17 protein-coding genes are annotated in these 18,331 nt (G+C 52.0%); 6 read left to right on the top strand and 11 right to left on the bottom strand.

The genetic code is table 11. From position 1 onward, the window contains the following. Positions 1 to 2 precede the first annotated feature (2 nt). From AC07ZE_RS02040 to AC07ZE_RS02025, 4 genes are all read left to right on the top strand, one after another. Positions 3 to 1,994 (top strand): ORC-CDC6 family AAA ATPase, encoded by a 1,992-nt coding sequence (locus tag AC07ZE_RS02040; RefSeq protein ID WP_207260550.1) that lies wholly within the window; start codon positions 3 to 5, stop codon positions 1,992 to 1,994. Further along, the gene (locus tag AC07ZE_RS02035) at positions 1,991 to 2,893 is read left to right on the top strand and encodes a hypothetical protein (RefSeq protein ID WP_207260548.1); all 903 of its coding nucleotides are present in this window, start codon (positions 1,991 to 1,993) and stop codon (positions 2,891 to 2,893) included. Before AC07ZE_RS02040 ends, AC07ZE_RS02035 begins: the two co-directional genes overlap by 4 nt. 28 nt (positions 2,894 to 2,921) lie before the next feature. Further along, positions 2,922 to 4,172: an Eco57I restriction-modification methylase domain-containing protein gene (locus AC07ZE_RS02030; RefSeq protein ID WP_207260540.1), complete on the top strand. Its 1,251-nt coding sequence runs from the start codon at positions 2,922 to 2,924 to the stop codon at positions 4,170 to 4,172. A gap of 358 nt (positions 4,173 to 4,530) precedes the next feature. Next, positions 4,531 to 4,689 (top strand): DUF4102 domain-containing protein, encoded by a 159-nt coding sequence (locus AC07ZE_RS02025; RefSeq protein WP_207267906.1) that lies wholly within the window; start codon positions 4,531 to 4,533, stop codon positions 4,687 to 4,689. A gap of 585 nt (positions 4,690 to 5,274) precedes the next feature. Here the strand turns inward: AC07ZE_RS02025 and AC07ZE_RS02020 are convergent. From AC07ZE_RS02020 to AC07ZE_RS02000, 5 genes are all read right to left on the bottom strand, one after another. Continuing rightward, complete coding sequence (locus AC07ZE_RS02020) at positions 5,275 to 6,048, bottom strand: NYN domain-containing protein (RefSeq protein ID WP_207260538.1); 774 nt, start codon at positions 6,046 to 6,048, stop codon at positions 5,275 to 5,277. A 1,089-nt stretch (positions 6,049 to 7,137) separates the two neighbouring features. Continuing rightward, complete coding sequence (locus AC07ZE_RS02015; protein WP_259331923.1) at positions 7,138 to 7,803, bottom strand: glycosyltransferase family 25 protein; 666 nt, start codon at positions 7,801 to 7,803, stop codon at positions 7,138 to 7,140. 243 nt (positions 7,804 to 8,046) lie between these two features. Further along, positions 8,047 to 8,757 carry an SDR family NAD(P)-dependent oxidoreductase gene (locus AC07ZE_RS02010; protein WP_207260536.1) on the bottom strand — a complete coding sequence of 237 codons (711 nt, stop codon included), beginning with the start codon at positions 8,755 to 8,757 and terminating at the stop codon, positions 8,047 to 8,049. A gap of 42 nt (positions 8,758 to 8,799) precedes the next feature. Further along, positions 8,800 to 9,456 (bottom strand): DsbA family oxidoreductase, encoded by a 657-nt coding sequence (locus AC07ZE_RS02005; protein ID WP_207260534.1) that lies wholly within the window; start codon positions 9,454 to 9,456, stop codon positions 8,800 to 8,802. Continuing rightward, a complete protein-coding gene (locus tag AC07ZE_RS02000) occupies positions 9,453 to 9,671 on the bottom strand; it encodes a tautomerase family protein (RefSeq protein WP_095192344.1) in 219 nt (72 codons plus the stop codon). Before AC07ZE_RS02000 ends, AC07ZE_RS02005 begins: the two co-directional genes overlap by 4 nt. 205 nt (positions 9,672 to 9,876) lie before the next feature. Between AC07ZE_RS02000 and AC07ZE_RS01995 the strand changes: the two genes are divergently transcribed. Continuing rightward, positions 9,877 to 11,499, top strand: a complete 1,623-nt coding sequence (locus AC07ZE_RS01995; protein ID WP_207260532.1) for a TIGR04141 family sporadically distributed protein — start codon at positions 9,877 to 9,879, stop codon at positions 11,497 to 11,499. A 77-nt stretch (positions 11,500 to 11,576) separates the two neighbouring features. Here AC07ZE_RS01995 and AC07ZE_RS01990 read toward each other — a convergent pair whose 3' ends face one another. Further along, entirely contained in the window at positions 11,577 to 11,861 is a 285-nt protein-coding gene (locus tag AC07ZE_RS01990) for a helix-turn-helix domain-containing protein (RefSeq protein WP_207260530.1), read from the bottom strand. A 478-nt stretch (positions 11,862 to 12,339) separates the two neighbouring features. Here AC07ZE_RS01990 and AC07ZE_RS01985 point away from each other — a divergent pair, with 478 nt between their 5' ends. After that, complete coding sequence (locus AC07ZE_RS01985; protein WP_207260522.1) at positions 12,340 to 12,621, top strand: DUF3077 domain-containing protein; 282 nt, start codon at positions 12,340 to 12,342, stop codon at positions 12,619 to 12,621. A gap of 69 nt (positions 12,622 to 12,690) precedes the next feature. On the opposite strand, the gene fic is transcribed toward AC07ZE_RS01985, so the two are convergent. From fic to AC07ZE_RS01960, 5 genes are all read right to left on the bottom strand, one after another. Next, positions 12,691 to 13,815, bottom strand: coding sequence for a protein adenylyltransferase Fic (gene fic, locus AC07ZE_RS01980; protein WP_207260520.1), 1,125 nt, complete (start codon positions 13,813 to 13,815; stop codon positions 12,691 to 12,693). A gap of 281 nt (positions 13,816 to 14,096) precedes the next feature. After that, the gene (locus AC07ZE_RS01975; RefSeq protein ID WP_207260518.1) at positions 14,097 to 14,870 is read right to left on the bottom strand and encodes a DeoR/GlpR family DNA-binding transcription regulator; all 774 of its coding nucleotides are present in this window, start codon (positions 14,868 to 14,870) and stop codon (positions 14,097 to 14,099) included. 55 nt (positions 14,871 to 14,925) lie between these two features. Further along, entirely contained in the window at positions 14,926 to 15,927 is a 1,002-nt protein-coding gene (gene pdxA / locus AC07ZE_RS01970) for a 4-hydroxythreonine-4-phosphate dehydrogenase PdxA (RefSeq protein WP_095192348.1), read from the bottom strand. Between the two features lie 5 nt (positions 15,928 to 15,932). After that, positions 15,933 to 17,213, bottom strand: coding sequence for a four-carbon acid sugar kinase family protein (locus AC07ZE_RS01965; protein ID WP_207260516.1), 1,281 nt, complete (start codon positions 17,211 to 17,213; stop codon positions 15,933 to 15,935). Next, positions 17,210 to 18,223: a 2-keto-3-deoxygluconate permease gene (locus tag AC07ZE_RS01960; protein ID WP_095192350.1), complete on the bottom strand. Its 1,014-nt coding sequence runs from the start codon at positions 18,221 to 18,223 to the stop codon at positions 17,210 to 17,212. Before AC07ZE_RS01960 ends, AC07ZE_RS01965 begins: the two co-directional genes overlap by 4 nt. Between the last annotated feature and the right edge of the window lie 108 nt (positions 18,224 to 18,331).

The raw sequence follows: 18,331 nt of genomic DNA, 5'->3' as shown, positions 1-18,331 counted from the left end.
TAATGCATGATTCCACATCTGAAATATCACAAGTCAAACACTCGCTGACCAAAAATAGATCAGAACATCTTGGAAAAGATGTTTGGAGCGATTTCGTAATACCACGATTTTTTAATCGAGTACCTCTGATATCGACCATGCCTATCAGGCTGGAAGGTGGCCGTGGCAGCGGAAAGACAATGCTTCTACGATACCTGTCATACCATAGTCAATTTTCTGGGGATCGGAAGAAGCTACCAGAGAATGCTGCTGACAGCGTGGGCCTATACTGGAAGGCCGACACCCAATTTCTTCGCATAATGCAGAAGCGCAGTCTGTCTGATGAAGACTGGTCCCCAGTATTTGATCATTACCTAAATCTCAGACTTGGACTTGAAGTTTTATCCAGCATAAAATTAATTGCAAATAGCGCTTATGAGGCAGTGGATAAAGTCTCGCTCACCAATGTTATTTTTGAAGGCGCCTTGGACTTCGGATTTGAAAACACAAGCTTTGAAGGTGTTCTCAAGGAAATCGGAAGCCGAATTCGAAAGACAGATACGATAATTCAAAACGTAAGCGGAATTGACACCTTAGAGAAACTCCCAGTTTCCTTCTTACACTATTTAGTGGAATCAGCAAAAGAGCAGATCCCAGGTTTGGAGCAAACAGTTTTTTCTGTATATATAGATGAATATGAAAACTTGCTAAACTACCAGCAACGGATAATAAACACCAGAATCAAACACTCCGAACCGCCACTTATTTTCAACATAGCCATTAAACTCAATGGCATGTCAGAGACACAAACACTTAGTGACGAGCGCTTGGAGAACAAAGCCGACTACGCAATCGTCAACCTTGACGCAGAAATTGAACGAAGCGGGTTTGATGATTTCGTCTCCGAGATATTTCTTAAAAAACTCAGCGAAGCTTCGCCGACTATAGCTAAAGAGCTGAAAATCGACCTGAATGCCTGCTCCAATCCGGATAACCTGGAATACAGATTCAGCGCTGAGTATCGAAGACATTGCCGGGAAATTGTCGAAGGTATATTCCCTGGTCGCTCACATCAAGATCTGGCAGACGAAATATTCGAAACATCAAGATACTATAATAAACTAACGTCTGAAATAGAGCGCGCACTAATAATGCGTCACTCCTCACTTAAAGCAGAAGACTTCATTCTTCAAAACTATCGAAAGGCGTCCATAGTTTGCTCTTCCTTGCTTTACAGAAGGAACTTAGACCCAGAAAAAATCAAAGCAGAACTTGATAAGCTAGTAAGTAATATCGACAATAAATTCACTAACAAGACAGACTGGGAGCATAACAACTTCATCGGTTGTTACCTAAGAATAATCCGTTCGCACAAGGCAGGAAGCACATTTTACTCAGGATTTGATGTGTACTCGGCGCTTTCGGGGAAAAACGTTCGTCACTTTTTAGAGCTTAGCAAAAGCGCATTTAGCTTGCTCGACGATTCCACGCTTACTGAAAAATTTATTATAGACAGAGCTTTGCAACACATTGCAGCAAAAAACACTAGTGATGAGCTAGTGAAAGAGATTACTAGGTTCACGCCCCTCGGCTCACAGCTTAGTAATTTTGTGAAAGCACTAGGAAGAATCTTCCAACTTTGCCAGGACAAAGAGACTCAAAGCGAAACAGAAGTAACTCATTTCGGAATTAAAGAAGATGATAGCCCGCTAACTGAAGAAGATGACAAGTTTTTCAAAGAGGCTGAAAAATGGGGCGTTCTTCAAGCTATCGAATCGACTAAGAACAAGTCCAGTGCATCCGCAGCAATTTATGACTATGTACTAAATCCCGTGTACTCTCCATTTTTTCTTATAAGCTATCGCAAGGGAAGGAAAATCGAGATAGAATCATCTACCATTCGTCAAATGTATTTGCTTGGCGAAGCCGCAATTACTAAAGAAGTTCGAAAAAAAATGCGATTGTCTGGACTAGAAGACTCCACCGTTCAGCCGAAGCAGGCGACATTATTATGATAGACATTCGGTCGGCCTATACTGAAGAAGATTACTCATTCAAAACTGAATTCTCACTTGGAATTTCAGGCTGCGCCATTGACGATCGAACCAGATATTCTATTGAAATTGTAAAGCGCCAGTCTGCGAACTCTTTAACCATAGAATATAGAAAGGAAACCCTTGACCTTGCCGTAGGGGGAGACTCTATCGAATGCCACGAATTGGCCTCATACCTGCAAAGCCTGGAGCTCACATCTATAATAATTGACTCTACGAGTCTGGACATTCCGGAACTAGCGTTAATCTTGAAATCATTGCACAGTCTCAAAGGCCTAAAGATTGTAATTATGTATGTAGAGCCTGCCGAGTACTCAACCGGTGCAAAAAAGATGTTGGAGCATGAGGAGTTTTCTCTATCAGATGAGATTTCTGGATTCGAAGGAACAGGTATACCAACCATTTCTATGCCAGTCGAAAGCGAACTCGGTCGTAGGTTTATTTTTTTTGTAGGATTTGAGGGTGGCAGGCTCCAAAATGCTATAGAAACATATGATGTAGCAACTGATGAAGCGCGAATTTATTTTGGCCTACCTGCATTTAAACCGGGCTGGGAAGTAAAATCAATTCGTAGGAATCTACAAGCTCTGCACGATCAATCCTTCAGTACTAGAATAGGATACTGTAGCGCCAGCAGTTGTACAGATGCGCTAAAATCCATATACAAAGTCAAATCTAACGATGCAGAAACGATTAACTACCTCGTACCATTAGGCACGAAACCTAATTCATTAGCTGCGATACTGATGATGCTAGAGTTTCCAGACACGACCCGATTACTGTACGATCAGCCTGACAAGCGTAGCGAGCGAAGCCGGGGAGTCGGGCGTCGCCATTACTATCATTACATGGTTCCGTAAATTGCACTATCATAGAACGCCGCATGCCGTGGTTAAGCTTTTGAAACGGCACGTACCAAAAACTGCTAAAAAAATATTGGAACCTGCGGTTGGAGAAGGTGCGTTGCTTGATGCGCTGTGTAGCTCTCAACTCAACGAGAGTTTGACACTTTTAGATATAGACCCTAAGAGGCTAGACGCGATACGCGTCATGCATAGCGGTCTCTCATTAATTTCTGCCGACTTCATTTCATGGTCTTCAGAAAACCATGATCATAAATATGACTTAATTATAACCAACCCCCCATTTTCTGCCAGATCAGAAAATTGGATAAGCCATGAGAACAAGAAACTTCCCATAGAGCTGGTTTTTTTTAGGAAGTGCGTAAGTCTTCTCCAAAAAGGCGGTACGCTTTTGGCAATAGTGCCAGACACTTTAGTCAACTCATCGCGACTGGAAGATGAACGAAAACAATTCGCTTCTGAGGGCGCATTTGTTTATGCATATCAGCTACCGGCAAGAACCTTTTTCAATATCGAAGGGGCATTCTATCTGCTGGTATTTAAGAAGGGCATAAAACAGTCTTGCGTGACCCTTCGAAACACTAATGGCAGTGCAGATTTAAAAATCTCCGCTAAAGACTTTGCACGCCTTGGGCACCGACTAGACCACTCATTTTATAAAAGTACTTTCTTGCTTGAGAGACTCGTTTCATCAAGCGCACAACCCCTTCTGAAATTATGCAAAATTGGTCGCGGACCAATCCGAAATAACTACAAAGATAAATCTTACGTTCATTCTGACTCTTTTGAAAACGGAGCTTGGCGCAGTTATCGCAACTCCCCATCTGAAGCTCTATGCATTGGAGTTAAGCGAGTATCCAGAGATGCACATCTTTCATTTGGACTATTCCCTATTAGCGCTATTCCCAGTAGCACTGACTGCATAATATTTATACAGCCGCACACAGCCGACGTGCTTAATATATTATTTTATTTGAAAGCTATTTTTTCAAATGACTCCGGAAAATCTATGCTCCTAAAGGGAGCAGGCGCAAAGTTCATCCAGGTTGATGCATTAAACAAGCTTCCTTACTTCAACCTTGCTGAAAAATATCCTTCGGAGTTTATGGCTTATAAAGAATCATATGAAAGCTTTGATTTTTCGGCTTGTACAAAAATCGAAGCTGCAGTCTACACTTCAATGATTTGGGGCTCAAAAGTTTCCACAATTCACACGATTCGTGGTCAAACTCAAAACACTAAGCCATCCCTACTCCAGGCGGCCATAACAAGCTAAGCTGAGTCTGGCTAAGCTTTAATTAAAAACCATAATCCCTCTATATTGCTTACCATGCTCGTCCGATAATAGCTCTAACGCTCAACCGTTGAGACTATGAGAGGATAATCGATGGGGTATAATTTTTCTGTTCGAAAAAAATTATCAACAAAAATATATAGTTATATTTAGGTTCGACTCCTGGTGCCGCACCACATTAGGCTCCATTGCATTCCATCGAATGCTCTGGAAGCTCCGAAAACCCGCCCTTTGGCGGGTTTTTTCGTTCCATGACCCTCTGTCGGGATCCAATAAAATCCCCCTTCCCCGAGGGTATGTTAGGGGTACTGCGATTTTCCGGTCAGGAGCGCGTACCCCTATGCCACGTCTAGCGATCCCTCTCAGCGACCTGGAATGCCGCACGGCCAAAACCCGCGAACGCGCCTACAAACTGTTCGACGGCGGCGGCATGTACCTTTTCGTCAAACCCAATGACGTGAGACGGGCGCTCCTACCGCTGCTGCAGCCCAACTCGTAAAAGGCTTTGCGGCATTCCCCCTCGTGACAATCGGCGTGACAAACACCGAAAAGTCACCAGCAACAGCGATGCCGATGATGGTGCCGCAGCCCAAGGAATGGATTGCACCTGACTGACAGTCAGGCATGCCCCGGTCATCGCATCACTGCCTTCACCTGACTCAGGATCTCGCGGCTTTGGTCTCGTCAGCCAGCGCAGCCTCCACCCGCCCACGTCTTCGGAAGTGTTCAGGAGTCCAGATCATGAGATGCCCAAGCTCCCGGTCGTAAAGAGCCGCCAGTCCCGCGCTAGTGGACAACCCTCACAGGTCGCAGGGGCCTTGATCCCTGATAACACTCAACATTCTTGGCGGGATGACGTGGGGAGAAGCTTCAACGTTTTGACTTCGAGAGGAATTCGAAGAGCTTGACGCTAAACATAAAATCCAAAATTGCCATGGTTATTCCTCTTGGAGTGTTCAAAATTCGTAAAGCTACGCAGACGCTTTTGAACATTCGAAATCTGTTCTGAAACAAATCTGAAACCATTATGAACACGTTCAGAGTCAAATCTGAAAGCTTTCAGAACGTGGTCTGAGGCTTGTAACTACGATGTGCTCGTTTCGGCCTGGTGGGGCGTCGTGAGGCTTGATTTACGTGTGTTCTTGATAAACATCGCGGTTCCTCCGTGGCGCATATCGATCTCGAACAGCTCAGACATGCGAATGAGATCGCCCAGCGTACGATGCCCGTAATTGACTGCTGAGAACGAGCTGTTGTTACGGATGAATTGACCGACCTGACTGAGATGGGACCACCCTGCATCGTCTGCGGTTTTCTCTGCTGCTGTCCTCAGCAATCGGACAAGGGACGTGTCGCTGCGCAGCTCGTTCCGGGTTCGCTTCGTGGATAGCGGTGGATCGCCCTCGGCAGCTTTCTCCTGATCGTCGCTCATCAGGTTCTCTGTGTAGATAAACTGAGAGCAGGCATCTACGAACGGCTTGGGAGTCTTCTTCTCGCCAAAGCCATACACTGGCAGGCCGCTTTCAAGCAGTCGCAGCACAAGCGGGGTGAAGTCACTGTCGCTGGTCATGAGTGCGAAAGCATCGACGTTTTTGCTGTACAGCAAGTCCATTGCGTCAATGATCATTGCAGAGTCAGTGGCGTTCTTGCCTTTCGTGAAAGCGAACTGCTGCATGGGTCGAATAGCGTAGGGGTGGACCTTCTCGACCCAGCCTGCAAGGTGCGGAGAACTCCAATTGCCGTGAGCGTGCCTGATGTTCACCATGCCATATTTGGCAAGCTCATCGAGCACACCGCCGATAGCGGCGTGGCTAACGTTGTCGCAGTCAATCAGCAGTGCTATCCGTTTCGACTCCACGATGAATCCTTATCAGTCTCGATGAGTCGCCACTATGTCATCAGGCAAGCACGGCCTTCAAGACTCAGTGCTGGCCTGTGGTGCGGCTGGAGTTGGGACACTCACGCCAGACATTTCATTTTTCACAGTCGATGTGCAGTGTCGTCGTAAGCGGGCTTTTTCTCTATCGCTGCGCTGGTCCCTCAGGCCGACATGGAGACGTGCTTCGGGTCGATTGCAGCCCTTCGCGTCAGGCTGCTATCGGCCATCTGCTGCCTGCCGCCACGGCAGCTTTTGGCAGATTCCTGCCTATTCTCTACGGAAGGGATGATCGACAACGCTCAAATTCAGGAGGTTTACCATTCGTATGCGGCTCTGAATTACTTACAGACCGACAATGTGCTGACATCTAAAAAATCCCGAATTCGATTCCACCGAACGCCATAACTAGCTGATTTATTTATAGTTACTAGTTGGGGTACGCCGAATTTTCCAGCGAACTCCAGACGCCCGGAAAACCTAGTCTCAGCGAAACATACCGTTCGTCTGGTGCCGCACCATACAAAACAAAGGCTCGCAGCAATGCGGGCCTTTTGTTTATCCGCAATACGTAACAAGCGACCTAATAAGAACGCCGTCTTTCGAGTCATCATCACCTGTAGGAATACGGTCATGTCGTGGATCGACTATGCGTTGAGTCTTATGGACAAAAGCTGGCTGGTACGCTGCTTGGGATCGTAGGTCTCATTTTCGGCTTGGTGACCTACCTATGGACTCGCAAGCGCACCAGCTTGGGCTATGTCCACCTGGGCGAGCATTTATTAGGCAGTACCTCAGATACATTGCGGATCTGCTCCACGTACTTTTCAAGGCGCAGGTATCCAAAGAGTCTTCATACAGAAGCTCTTGAATAAGGCTTGCGCGCGCCTGCCCGCAATAACTCAACCGCGCTTTTTGGGTTGACCCAAGGGAAAGTGGGTTAGGAAGGTTAGTTTCTTTCTGCTCGCGCTATAAGCCTTGTGCTGCGCGGTTTTGCGACGACCATCACCGGTTAGGTTTTGGTTAGCGAAAGGTTATTTCCTAACCTTTATAAATGTTAGATACCCAATCTCAGAACCTTACCCGCAGCACCGTTCGCCAAATATTCTTGAGCAACGATCGCCGGTGTTTTTTCCAGTTGCGCTCCCACCACTCATCTTCATTGATGGCAACCTCCAGGATATTACTGCCTGCCACAGCCGCCCCGTGCTGACGAAAAAGCATGGGAAACACGCAATGTTGTTTGATCTGCTGCTTGAACACGACATCGACTGGCTTGCCGGAGTAAGGCGTTTCGGCCAAGACCCGGCAACCTTCGCGAGAGATGATGTAGGCATGGAGCGCAACCACTTCACCCCGGGCAACGAATGGGAACCACGTCAGCCACGTTCGGCCCATGCTGTATCCCAGATGCAGTGACTGGAATTTTTTGCCCCGTACAAACCGATTTACCCATCGGACCTGCGTGGCGCAAAGTTTGTAGGGTTTCGCGTCGTCCTCGAAGATCAGGACTCTTTGCCAATTTTCAGCCAGGGCCCTTCTGGCGAGTGCTTGATGCGACTCAAAACATCCCTGTACCGGGTCGCTGCAGCGTTCCGTAACGAAGAATTCAATCGGGTTGGAAATCAGGGTTGCGACCGCCTGTTCGAACAATGCACGTCGGTCTTCGCGTTCACTCAATGAAATGCAGAACACGCGATCAACGTCGAAAGAGACCTTTTTCAGTGTGCCCTCCATCAACGGCGGTCCATTTCCGACAGACCGTGATCGCGATGCAGCTTCAAGTACTCCACTGGAAATCCTTCAGTGACCTTCCCGTGACCCCGTGCCACGGAAAAGCACCAATGATCATCAAGAAGTCGCCACTGCGTATGTCAGACGCTTCTGAAAATGCAGCCCCTCACCTCACTTACCCCCCAAAAACAAAGCCCTCGTAGCAATACGAGGGCTTTGTTGTTTCTGTCGTTGAAAACCCAGGTCTTAGTGACCCGCGCTCTGACCGCCATCAACGTGCAGGATTTCGCCGGTTACGAACTTGGCGCCGTCCAGGTACACGACTGCGTTGGCGATGTCATCGATGTCGCCCATGTGACCGACCGGGTGCAGTGCGCCCAGCGCGGCGTGGGTTTCTTCGCCGTGCATCGGAGTTTTGATGATGCCAGGCGAAACTGCGTTTACCCGAATGCCGCGCTTGGCGTACTCGATGGCCAGGGATTTGGTCGCCGCGTTCAGGCCACCTTTGGTCAGCGAGGCCAGTACTGATGGCACGCCGTCGATGGCGTGATCAACCAGGCTGGTGGTGATGTTGACGACGTGGCCGCTGCCCTGTTTTTCCATCTCGGCGATGGCCAGCTGGGTGATGTAGAAGAAGCCGTTGACGTTGACCGACAACACATTGGCGTAGTCTTCAGCGGTGTATTGGGTGAACGGCTTGGCGATAAAGATGCCGGCGTTGTTGACCAGCGTGTCGATACGGCCAAAACGGGCGATGGCTTCACGAATCACGCGCTGGGCGGTTTCCGGTTCGCCGATGTCGCCTGCCACGGTGAGGATGTCCGGATCGGTGGACGGCTTGATCGAACGCGAAGTGGCGACGATCTGGTAGCCGAGTTCACGGAAGGCCTTGACCATGCCGTCGCCGAGACCTTGGGACGCGCCAGTGATGACGATGACTTTTTTCGAATTGCTCATGATGTATACCTCTAACAATAGTGGGATTTGAAATTCGATAAATCAGGCTTCAGCAGGGGCCGTCGCCATTTGTCTCAACATTTGTTCGTAGTACTCGACCGATTGCGAACCGGACACCAGGTGACGGCCGTTCAACACCATGGCCGGGACTGAATTGATGCCGTGCTGCTGGTAAAACGCCTCAAGCTCACGCACTTCCTCGGCAAAGGCACCTGACACCAGCACCTGCTGTGCACGGGCCTCGTCCAATCCCGCTTCACCCGCCAACCGCACCAGCGTCTGCTGATCACTCGGGTTCTGGCCTTCGCTGAAGTAAGCGCGAAGCAGGATTTTCTTCAGCGCCACCTGACGCCCTTCTTCCAGTGCCCACAGCAACAAACGGTGAGCGTCGAAGGTGTTGTAGAAGTGCGTGCGCTTCTCCAGATCGAACTTGAAGCCAATGGCCGCCCCGCGCTCGATCTGCATCTTTTTGCCGGAAGCGACGTCCTCGGCAGTGCGCCCGTATTTGCGCATCAAGTGCTCGACGGCTTTCTCGCCTTCGGGCGGCATGTTCGGGTTCAGCTCGAACGGCTTGTAAGTCAGCGCTACCGAAACCTCGCCCGCCACGTTCTCGATCGCCTGCTCCAGCGCCGTTGCGCCCAGGGCGCACCATGGGCACACCACATCGGAGATGAAATCGATGGTCACCGACGCCGTCATGACTGCCCCTCTTGCGCCAGTTGCTTGCGGTATTGAGTGGTGGTGATCCCGGCGTAGCCCCAGTTATCGGTGTCGACTTCCTCGATCACGATGTGGGTCAGGTCTGGGCGCTTGTTGAGGACGCGTTCCAGTGTTTCAGTGATTTCGGCGATCACCTGAGCTTTCTGCTCAGTGGTAACGCCGTCGCGGGTAATGCGTACGCTTACGAAAGGCATTGAGGAATCTCCAGTGACCTGCCCGTCGGGGTGATGGGTAGGTGTTGGAGCTCAATGTAGGGAGTTCGCTGGAGGGGATAAAGGTGGGGGCGGGAACATCATTAGTTACGTGGTGTAATTAGTCACAAATTTGTAGGGGCCTACCCCTAATTAATTTCATTTTGATATCATTTCTGGACCCAAGCGTCTCACGGAAAGAATCGCTATGCTCAAACCAAAAGAAAGAAAAGAGCGCAAAGAAAAGCTATCGATATATTTAGCGAAAAATCATAAAAGCAATGACCTCGAGCTATTAAAATTGGAGAATGCCAACTCTCCGATAGAGCTAAAAATTTCAGGTGTAGAAAATGCTCACTTGTACATTAAAAAAGAACCACCTATACACTCACCTCCTTGGACTCAACTATTCAAATCAAGACCTGAAGTACCTATAGGTGCGTTTGGAAACAGTAGCAGTGTTGGCGCAGCCCTTATAATCGGAGTACATCAACACAAATTCATATTGACATTCGGCACCGGCTTTCACCTTCTACATGAAGAAGCCATTGAACGAGATTTTGGATTAAAAGTCACATTAAACTCTGTACACCCAGATAAACTTCGAAGCTTAGACAAATCTAGTTATGACCACAACCCGTTAAACTCCAGAACCCAAAGCACAAAAGAAGTCGATATTTTTGACCTTCATATAGATGCAGAAATCGAAATGCTTTACGCTGTAACAGGAAGTTCAACAGTTGATTTATTTGGAACTCATGTCACTGGTCGCGATGCATTCACTATTACAACCAGCTTAGACCTAGACCACCTATATGAGATCTTGGAAGAGACGATAGTCAGGTACAAGCAAAAACTTCCTGAAATATTTGAATGGGTGGACAACGTAAGCAAAGTTCGGGACTCTGACCATATTGCCATTCTTGACTTGGAACTAGAAAAGGTTTTATCCGGCCCCAACCTTTCAAGTCTCTGGCTCGGCGAACCTGAGATCGTCGACTGGGAAAGCCAGATTGGTTACTCATTCGACATGTACCCCAGAACTGAGCGATATGCGGTACTTGATTTCCAGCATTTGCTAGCACACTTAAAATCGAAATCAATGCCACTGAGCATCGACTCGCTTAAACACACTCTCGTGCACATTAACGATCATCAATACCACTCTATAAAAAATTGGTCTGCATATAAATGTCTCTATGCAGAAATCAACTACAGCGGAGACCATTACATACTGCGAAACTCAATCTGGTATAAAGTCAACGATGAATTCGTAAAATCAATTGATCAACACCTTTCAAAACTTACAACCTATAACCACACTTTCCCAATTTACACCCAGAGCAGGGAAGATGATTATAACCTTGCCCTTATCAGTGACCCGTCATTTGAGTTACTTGACAAAAAAAATATTAGAATCGGAGGATCATACGACAAACTTGAGTTCTGCGACCTAATAAGAAATGGTTCCGACTTAATTCACGTGAAATATTATAGAAGTTCAAGCACCTTAAGCCATCTATTTTCACAAGGATGCGTCTCGGCTGAAGCTTTTATCAGAGATGTAGAATTCAGAAAAAAGCTGAATTCCAAGCTGCCACCGTCAATTCAGTTGACAAACCCAACACTCCGCCCCAACCCTCATGACTACAAAGTAATATACGCAATCGCCACATCAAAAAAAATACCGCAGGAACTACCATTTTTCTCAAAAGTAACATTGAAAAACGCACTAAAAGTCTTATGGGGATTAGACTATGCTGTAGAAATCGCTGCGATTGCTGTCGATCCATTACTTAAGATCAAAAAAACCTACAAACCAAAGCAATAAAATACCAAATATGAAAAACGGACAGATTCATTTTTGAACCATCGGTACTACCTCACAATGAAACCCGTTCATTTAAATCAGATCCTTTGAAGGTCACGTAATGCTTCAGGATGCTGACTCGCGACACGCAGCAGCGTCTGTGCCGCTCCTGTCGGCTGCCGCCGTCCTTGCTCCCAGTCCTGCAACGTCCGCAAACTTACCCCAATCAGCTTCGCGAACGCGCTTTGGGAAACACCTACTTTGGCCCGCGCCTTAGCCGCCGCTGACAGCGGCACCTCTGTCACACGGGCAGCTTTGTCGGCTTTCATTTGCCGCACAGATTCCAGAAAATCCTGCTGGAATTGCTCCAGTTCATTGACCATTGCAGATTTCCAGGACTGTGAAGATGAGGCCGACCATACGGCTTTGCCGTATAGATAAGCAATGCACTTTTGCTATTCGATCAGCGGCGCAAGATCTCACAAAGGCAACCTCTCCACCTTACGCCACCACCTGGCCACGATTGCGCATCTTCCTCCCTCAAGCTACCTTCGTGCCGTCGCTGCCAATTCAGCGACCGGGCCTGATAACCCGGGTAATATGTAGGCGCTTCAGCGCCCAATCACGATTGTCGGCGTTTTTTTATACCCGCTCATTCGTGCAATGGCGGCTGTGCGTGGGAGACCTTCGAGTCTGCCGGTTTCCTACATTTCCGGTTTATCAGCCTGCGCACAGCTGCCACCCATTCGCCTGATAACGAACGTGACAGCTCTACCAAATGTAGGAGTTGCTAATGAACGCAGTAGATCCGTCTAGACCACCGGTCGTACACCACCACCGCGCAACTGCCGGAGGTGCCCAATGACCAACCCCCAAGACCTGAAAACCATCGGCCTCACCCCCTTCTCCTACCACGCCAACGAACCGCTGTTCCGCATCAGTGCCGGTGTTCCAGTCGTTCAGGCGCTGTACCACGCCTCCGACTTACTCCACGTCGCCAAACTGCTCGCATCAGACGCCGCCATGGTTCGCGATAGCGACCGGCATGCCTGGGCGTCGCACTTTTTGCAGGATATGAGTAAGGCGATCATTGATGATGTGGTGAAGGTATTGGACGCGCCGATGAACAATCGCGGTCAATAGCGCCATTACATAGATCCAAGCACACTAAAAAGCCCCGAATCATTCGGGGCTTTTTTTTCGACTCACGTGTTAGCCGGCGTAATGTCTGAACTCATTACTATCGCGACTAAGCAACTGCATCAGCTTCGGATGGATAAACAGCTTCTCTTTACCTACCTGAACCTCCTCAAGCACACCAATGCTCACCAAATCTTTCAGGTGACGCGAAGCAGCCTGCCGCTGAGCAACCTTCTTGTCGACCACGTTGCTAATGCGGCAATAGGGTTGTTCGAAGATGACGTCCACCAATTCCCGTGAGTAGGTTTTGGGTAATTGGTCACGCACAAATTGAGTGGTGTGTTCGGACAATGCGCGTATTGCGGCAATTTTGGCTGTCGTCCAACGCGCGGTTTCCTCTACTGCACTGAGCATGAACAACAGCCATGGCTCCCACGCCTGTTGGGTCGTCACCTCCAGCAGGAGTCGATAGTAGTCAGCACGCTGGGCAATGATGTAGCGACTGAGGTAGAGAATCGGCAGATTGAGCAGGCCTTCTTGAATCAAAAACAACGTATTGAGGACCCGTCCGGTACGACCATTACCGTCGACAAAAGGATGGATAGCTTCAAATTGATAATGCCCGACCGCCATGCGAACCAGAGGGTCTAGATCGGTTTCGTTGTGCAGAAAGCGCTCCCAGTTGGCGAGAAGGTTGCGCAGGTGGTCTTCTCCCTCGGGCGGGGTATAGATGACTTCACCGGTCCGGTCATTGGCGAGCTGCGTACCGGGTGTGCGGCGGATATCCAGTTTCGCGCCCTTCAACGTGCGGCAGATTTCCACGGCGGTGTTGGTGGAAAGCGGCCGTTCAGTCAGGGACTGGAAGCCTTGGCTCAGTGCCGTTCGATAGCGCAACGCTTCTTTGGTCGCCGGGTCTGCTTGGTTTTCCATGTCCTGGGCATGCTGGAACAGCAAATCCGTGGTGGTGACGATGCTTTCTATTTCAGAGCTCGCCTTGGCTTCCAGCAACGGAATGGTATTGATCAGAACGGTCTGGTTAGGAATCAACTCTGCTGCCTGTTTCAACTCGGCCAATGCAGTCCGTGCCTCAATGCATTTTTTGAGGACTGCACGTGTTTCCAGCTCAATTTCTGGTGGTAACAGTGGGAGTTGGTTGTATGGCCTGTCAGCCTGCCATGGCAGCAGCGGTTCGGTCATGGATGCGATCCTGATCATTTTGTATGTTTTTTGAGCAGAGATAGCCCTCACTCATGTCGCCAGTGTAGACATGTGTGCTTAACGTGTCGCAATTTTCGACTTTTTGCGACACGTCTTGGGAACGTGTCGTCGCGGACGACATGTTGGCGACACGTGTTATCGAAAATGAGTTTTGGCGACATGAGTGCTGTGGCGAGAGAATCTACGCGCTGGATATCAGATTTTCTGGGGCCGCTACGCAGCCCAACGCGAGCAAGCTCGCTCGCCACAATGTTTGAGTGTCAATCGACCGATACGGTTTCCACAGTGATTTGCGCAATCGCGTGAAACGGCGCAAGCAAAGCCTCATCGGCGGTAGCGCCGGTGATCAACCGCCATTCCCGCTCGATCGGCGTCCAGTGTTGCTGGCGAGCGCGGCCCAGTTTGTCGGTGTCGGCGAGGACGACGATTTGGGCGGCACGTTTGATGATGCATTCCTTGAGATACGCCTGCTGCGCACTCGCTTCGCACAAGCCGAATTCCGCGACGACACCGTCCGCGCCGAGGAAGGCTTTGTCGACGCTCAACCGGCTCAACGTCAGCTCTGCCAACGGCCCTAACGTGCTCATGCTCGAACCACGCAAGTCACCGCCGATCAGGGTCAGGCGCACGCCCGGTGCGTTGGCCAGGGTCATCACGGCGAGCAGGTTGTTGGTGACCACGTGCACGTCCTGGCGCGAGCACAGGTGATGGGCCAATGCCGCGCAGGTGGTGCCGCCGTCGAGCAGGACGGTGTCGCCGTCCTGAACGTGGGCCGCTGCTGCAAGGGCGATGGCGTCCTTCTGTTCCCACTGGCTGGTCTTGCGCTCTTCCAGCGAGGCTTCCGGCTCATGGACGCCCACCACCGCGGTGGCGCCGCCATAGGTGCGGACCAGGTGTCGCTGTTTGGCGAGCATGGTCAGGTCGCGTCGCACGGTTGCTTCCGAAACCCCGAGCGCCGCGCTCAATTGCTCGACGTTGGCATCACCGATGCGCACGAGTTCGAGGATGGCGCGGTGACGTTCGGACACTTTCATGGCGGGTCTCGTTGTTTGGACGGTGGTCGATCTTACACGACAGCGCCGCCGCCGCTCATCCCCGTCGCGTGGCCAGCTCCGCACCCTGACGCAGGGCTTCGAGCAGGCTGCGTTCATCGGCGATGCCCTTGCCGGCGATATCGAAGGCGGTGCCGTGGTCGACCGAGGTGCGGATCACTTCCAGGCCCACCGTCACATTCACCCCGGCTTCCAGCCCCAGCACTTTGACCGGGCCATGCCCCTGGTCGTGATACATCGCCACCACCAGGTCGAAGTCACCGCGTCCGGCGCGGAAGAACAGCGTGTCGGCCGGCAACGGGCCGGTCACGTCCAGACCACGCTCCTGCAGTAGCTTCACCGCCGGGATGATTTTTTCTTCCTCTTCGCCATAACCGAACAGGCCGTTTTCACCGGCATGCGGGTTGATCCCGCACACGCCAATTCGCGGACGGGCGATGCCGGCCTTGATCAATGTAGCGTTGCCACGCTCGATGGTGCGCTGGACCAGGCCCGGCTCGATTTTGCGGATCGCGTCGATGATGCCAATGTGGGTCGTGACGTGGATCACCCGCAGCTGCGGCGCCACCAGCATCATCGACACTTCGTCGACGTGGGTCAGGTGCGCGAGCATTTCAGTGTGACCCGGGTACTTGTGACCGCCGGCGTGCAGCGCTTCCTTGTTCAGTGGCGCGGTGCAGATCGCGTCGATCTGCTTGGCCTCGGCCAGCTCCACGGCGCGGGCGATGTACTGATAGGCGGCGTCACCGGCAATGGGCGACAGCTCGCCGAAGGGCAAGTCATCGGGGATCAGGTCGAGGTCGATACAGTCGATGGTGCCGGCCTCGTAGCGCGCCTGGGAGGCGTCCTCGATACGGCGTACTTTGGCGCTGCCGCCGACGATCACATTGGCCTGCTCCAGGCGTCGCGCATCGCCGATCACCAGCGGCCGGCACTGTTGGTAGACGATGTCGTGGGTCAGGCTCTTGACGATGATTTCCGGACCGACACCCGAAGCGTCGCCCATGGTGATGCCAATGATGGGGAGGTAGTTGCTCATAGTGTTCATTCGAGTCCCTGGATTCGTGGGCGTTGGAGCTGGGAGCGATCGTTGATGTCGCTCAGGTGTTGCCATGCCGCATACAAGGCGCGGTCGGTGCCGAACGCGCCTGCCTTGGTAATGATTGCCGGGCGATAGCCATAGCGGGAGGCGCAGGGCCGACCGAAAGCCACACCCGCTTCGACTTCCGCCAGCAGTTGCAGGCTGTCGATGCCGACGGTGGTCAGAATGGCCCGCGCCGTCTCGCCGCCCGTGGCGATCAGGCCACCGACCTTGGCGAAGTGCGGTTCGACCATCTCAGCCAGCATGGTAGAAAGGTGCGCCCCTTCTTGCGGGTCGAACGCTTCGTCGCGGCCGATGCGCAGCAGAAGGTCACTCCAGCCTTCGAGCTGTTCGCCGATGCGGGCCTGCCAGGTCGCCCAGTCTGGATGCTTGCTGCCTTGGCGCAGTACCGCGGGCGGAACGATCAATTCGCTCAGTCCTGCCTGCGCTTTCAATACCGTGCATTGCCGTTCGCAGACGCCGGAGAGACTGCCAACCATCACTAGAGTCGACGCCGGATTTTTCTCGCTATCGGTGCTTTCGATACGCTGATTCGATGTGTGGAAAAAGTCGGGCAGTTGGGCGATTTCCCGCGCCAGGCCACCCGAGCCGATCCAGAACAGTGCCTGGTCCAGTGTCGCGGTCAAACGCGCCAGGGTCAGCAAATCGTCTTCGGTTTGTGCATCGACGATCACTGCCTGCGTATCACTGCGAGCGAGTTCGGCGAAATAATGCGCGAGTGCATCCGGGTCGCCGCGCAGGGTATAGAGGTCCAGTTTTGCGGTGCTAAGGCCGGTGGCGACGAGCATGGCTTCGACATCCGCCGGTCGGTCGGCGTTTTCCAGCTTCCAGGTATCGGTGGTCTCCAGCGGCTGACCGTTCACGAATACCCGACCGCCGCGCAGCGTGCGCCCGGTGGCGGGGAACGCCGGGGCGACGATGGCCAGCCCCGCCAACGGTTGCAGGGCGGCGACTTCCGCCGCCCAGTTACCGCGCAAGGTCGAATCGATTTTCTTGTACAACCGCTGCCCGGGTTTACGCAGCGCCTTGAACGCCGCGACAGTGCGCTCGGCTGCCTGCTCGGGCGACAGGCGTCGCGTGTCGGTATCGGCGGCGATTACCTGCGCATCCGGCTGATCGTTCAAGGCGTCGAGCGTCACCACGGTCTGCAGCCCGACACTGGCAAAGCCGATGGCGCAATCCGCCGCGCCGGACAGATCGTCGGCGATGATCAGAATACTCATCGCAAGGCTTCCCGCTTTTGCGGTTTGAGGTCCGGCTCGGGGACCACGGCGGCGTTACGCTGCTGCACGCGTTTGGCGACTGCAGCGGTGAGTATCGGCGCCAGGATCGCGGTCACCACGACGCAGGCGGCTACCAGTATGGTCGCGCTCTTGGCCGCCTCGGCGTATACCGGGTTTGCCGCTGCAATCAGCGCAGGTACGGCGGCAGCATTCCCGGCGGTCGTGGCTGCCGCAACACCCGCGACGCCGGTGCCACCGGTCAAACGATCAGCAAAAAACAGCGGGATACCGGTCAGCACGACAACCGCGACACCCATGGCAAGGCCCAACAAACCGGCTTGCCAGACGTTATGCAGATCCAGACTCGCACCAAGGGCCAGGGCGAAGAACGGGATCATCACCGGCACGGCCTTGGCCAGGAAGTCACGCATGTCACGGTCGAGGTTGCCCAACAACATGCCGAGGGCCAGCGGCAGGATGCTGCCCACCAGCGTCGGCCAGGGAAAGGCTGACAGACCGGCAATGCCCAGCGTGACCATGGTCAGAAAGGGGCCCGACTCCAGCGACATCACCGAATAGGCACCGACATCTTCGGAGCGGCCGTACTGCCCCATCAACGCCATGTACAAGCCGCCATTGGTGTCGTTCATCGCAGCGACCACCGCCAGTGTGGAAATGCCGGCGAACAGTCCTGACGAGATCGGCTGCTCACCCAGGAATTGCCCGAGCACGATGCCCAGCAGCATGGCGATGCCGACTTTGGTGATGAGCAGCGTACCGCCCTTCTTGAGCAGATAAGGCGTGGCCTTGATATTGATGCTCGCGCCCATGCACACGTAGAACACCGCCAGAATGGGCAATGCACCGGTGAACAACGCGTTGGTGAAAGAACCGAAAAACTTGGGGGTGTCAGGCGTGAAGGTTGCGACCAGCGAGCCGATCAGCAGGGGCACGATCATCATGCCGCCGGGGATGCGTTCAATGGTGCGCTTGATAGGAATCTGGGCCACGAGGGTCTCCTTTTATAATTGTTGGGTAAGACGTGTATCACCTCGAAACTGACTGAACTGATCACGCAATGATTAGTTCAGTCAAAATAATCTTAGGGCATTGTCTGA

Source organism: Pseudomonas sp. GW101-3H06, assembly GCF_059424605.1.
This window is presented reverse-complemented; position numbering and strand designations above follow the sequence as displayed.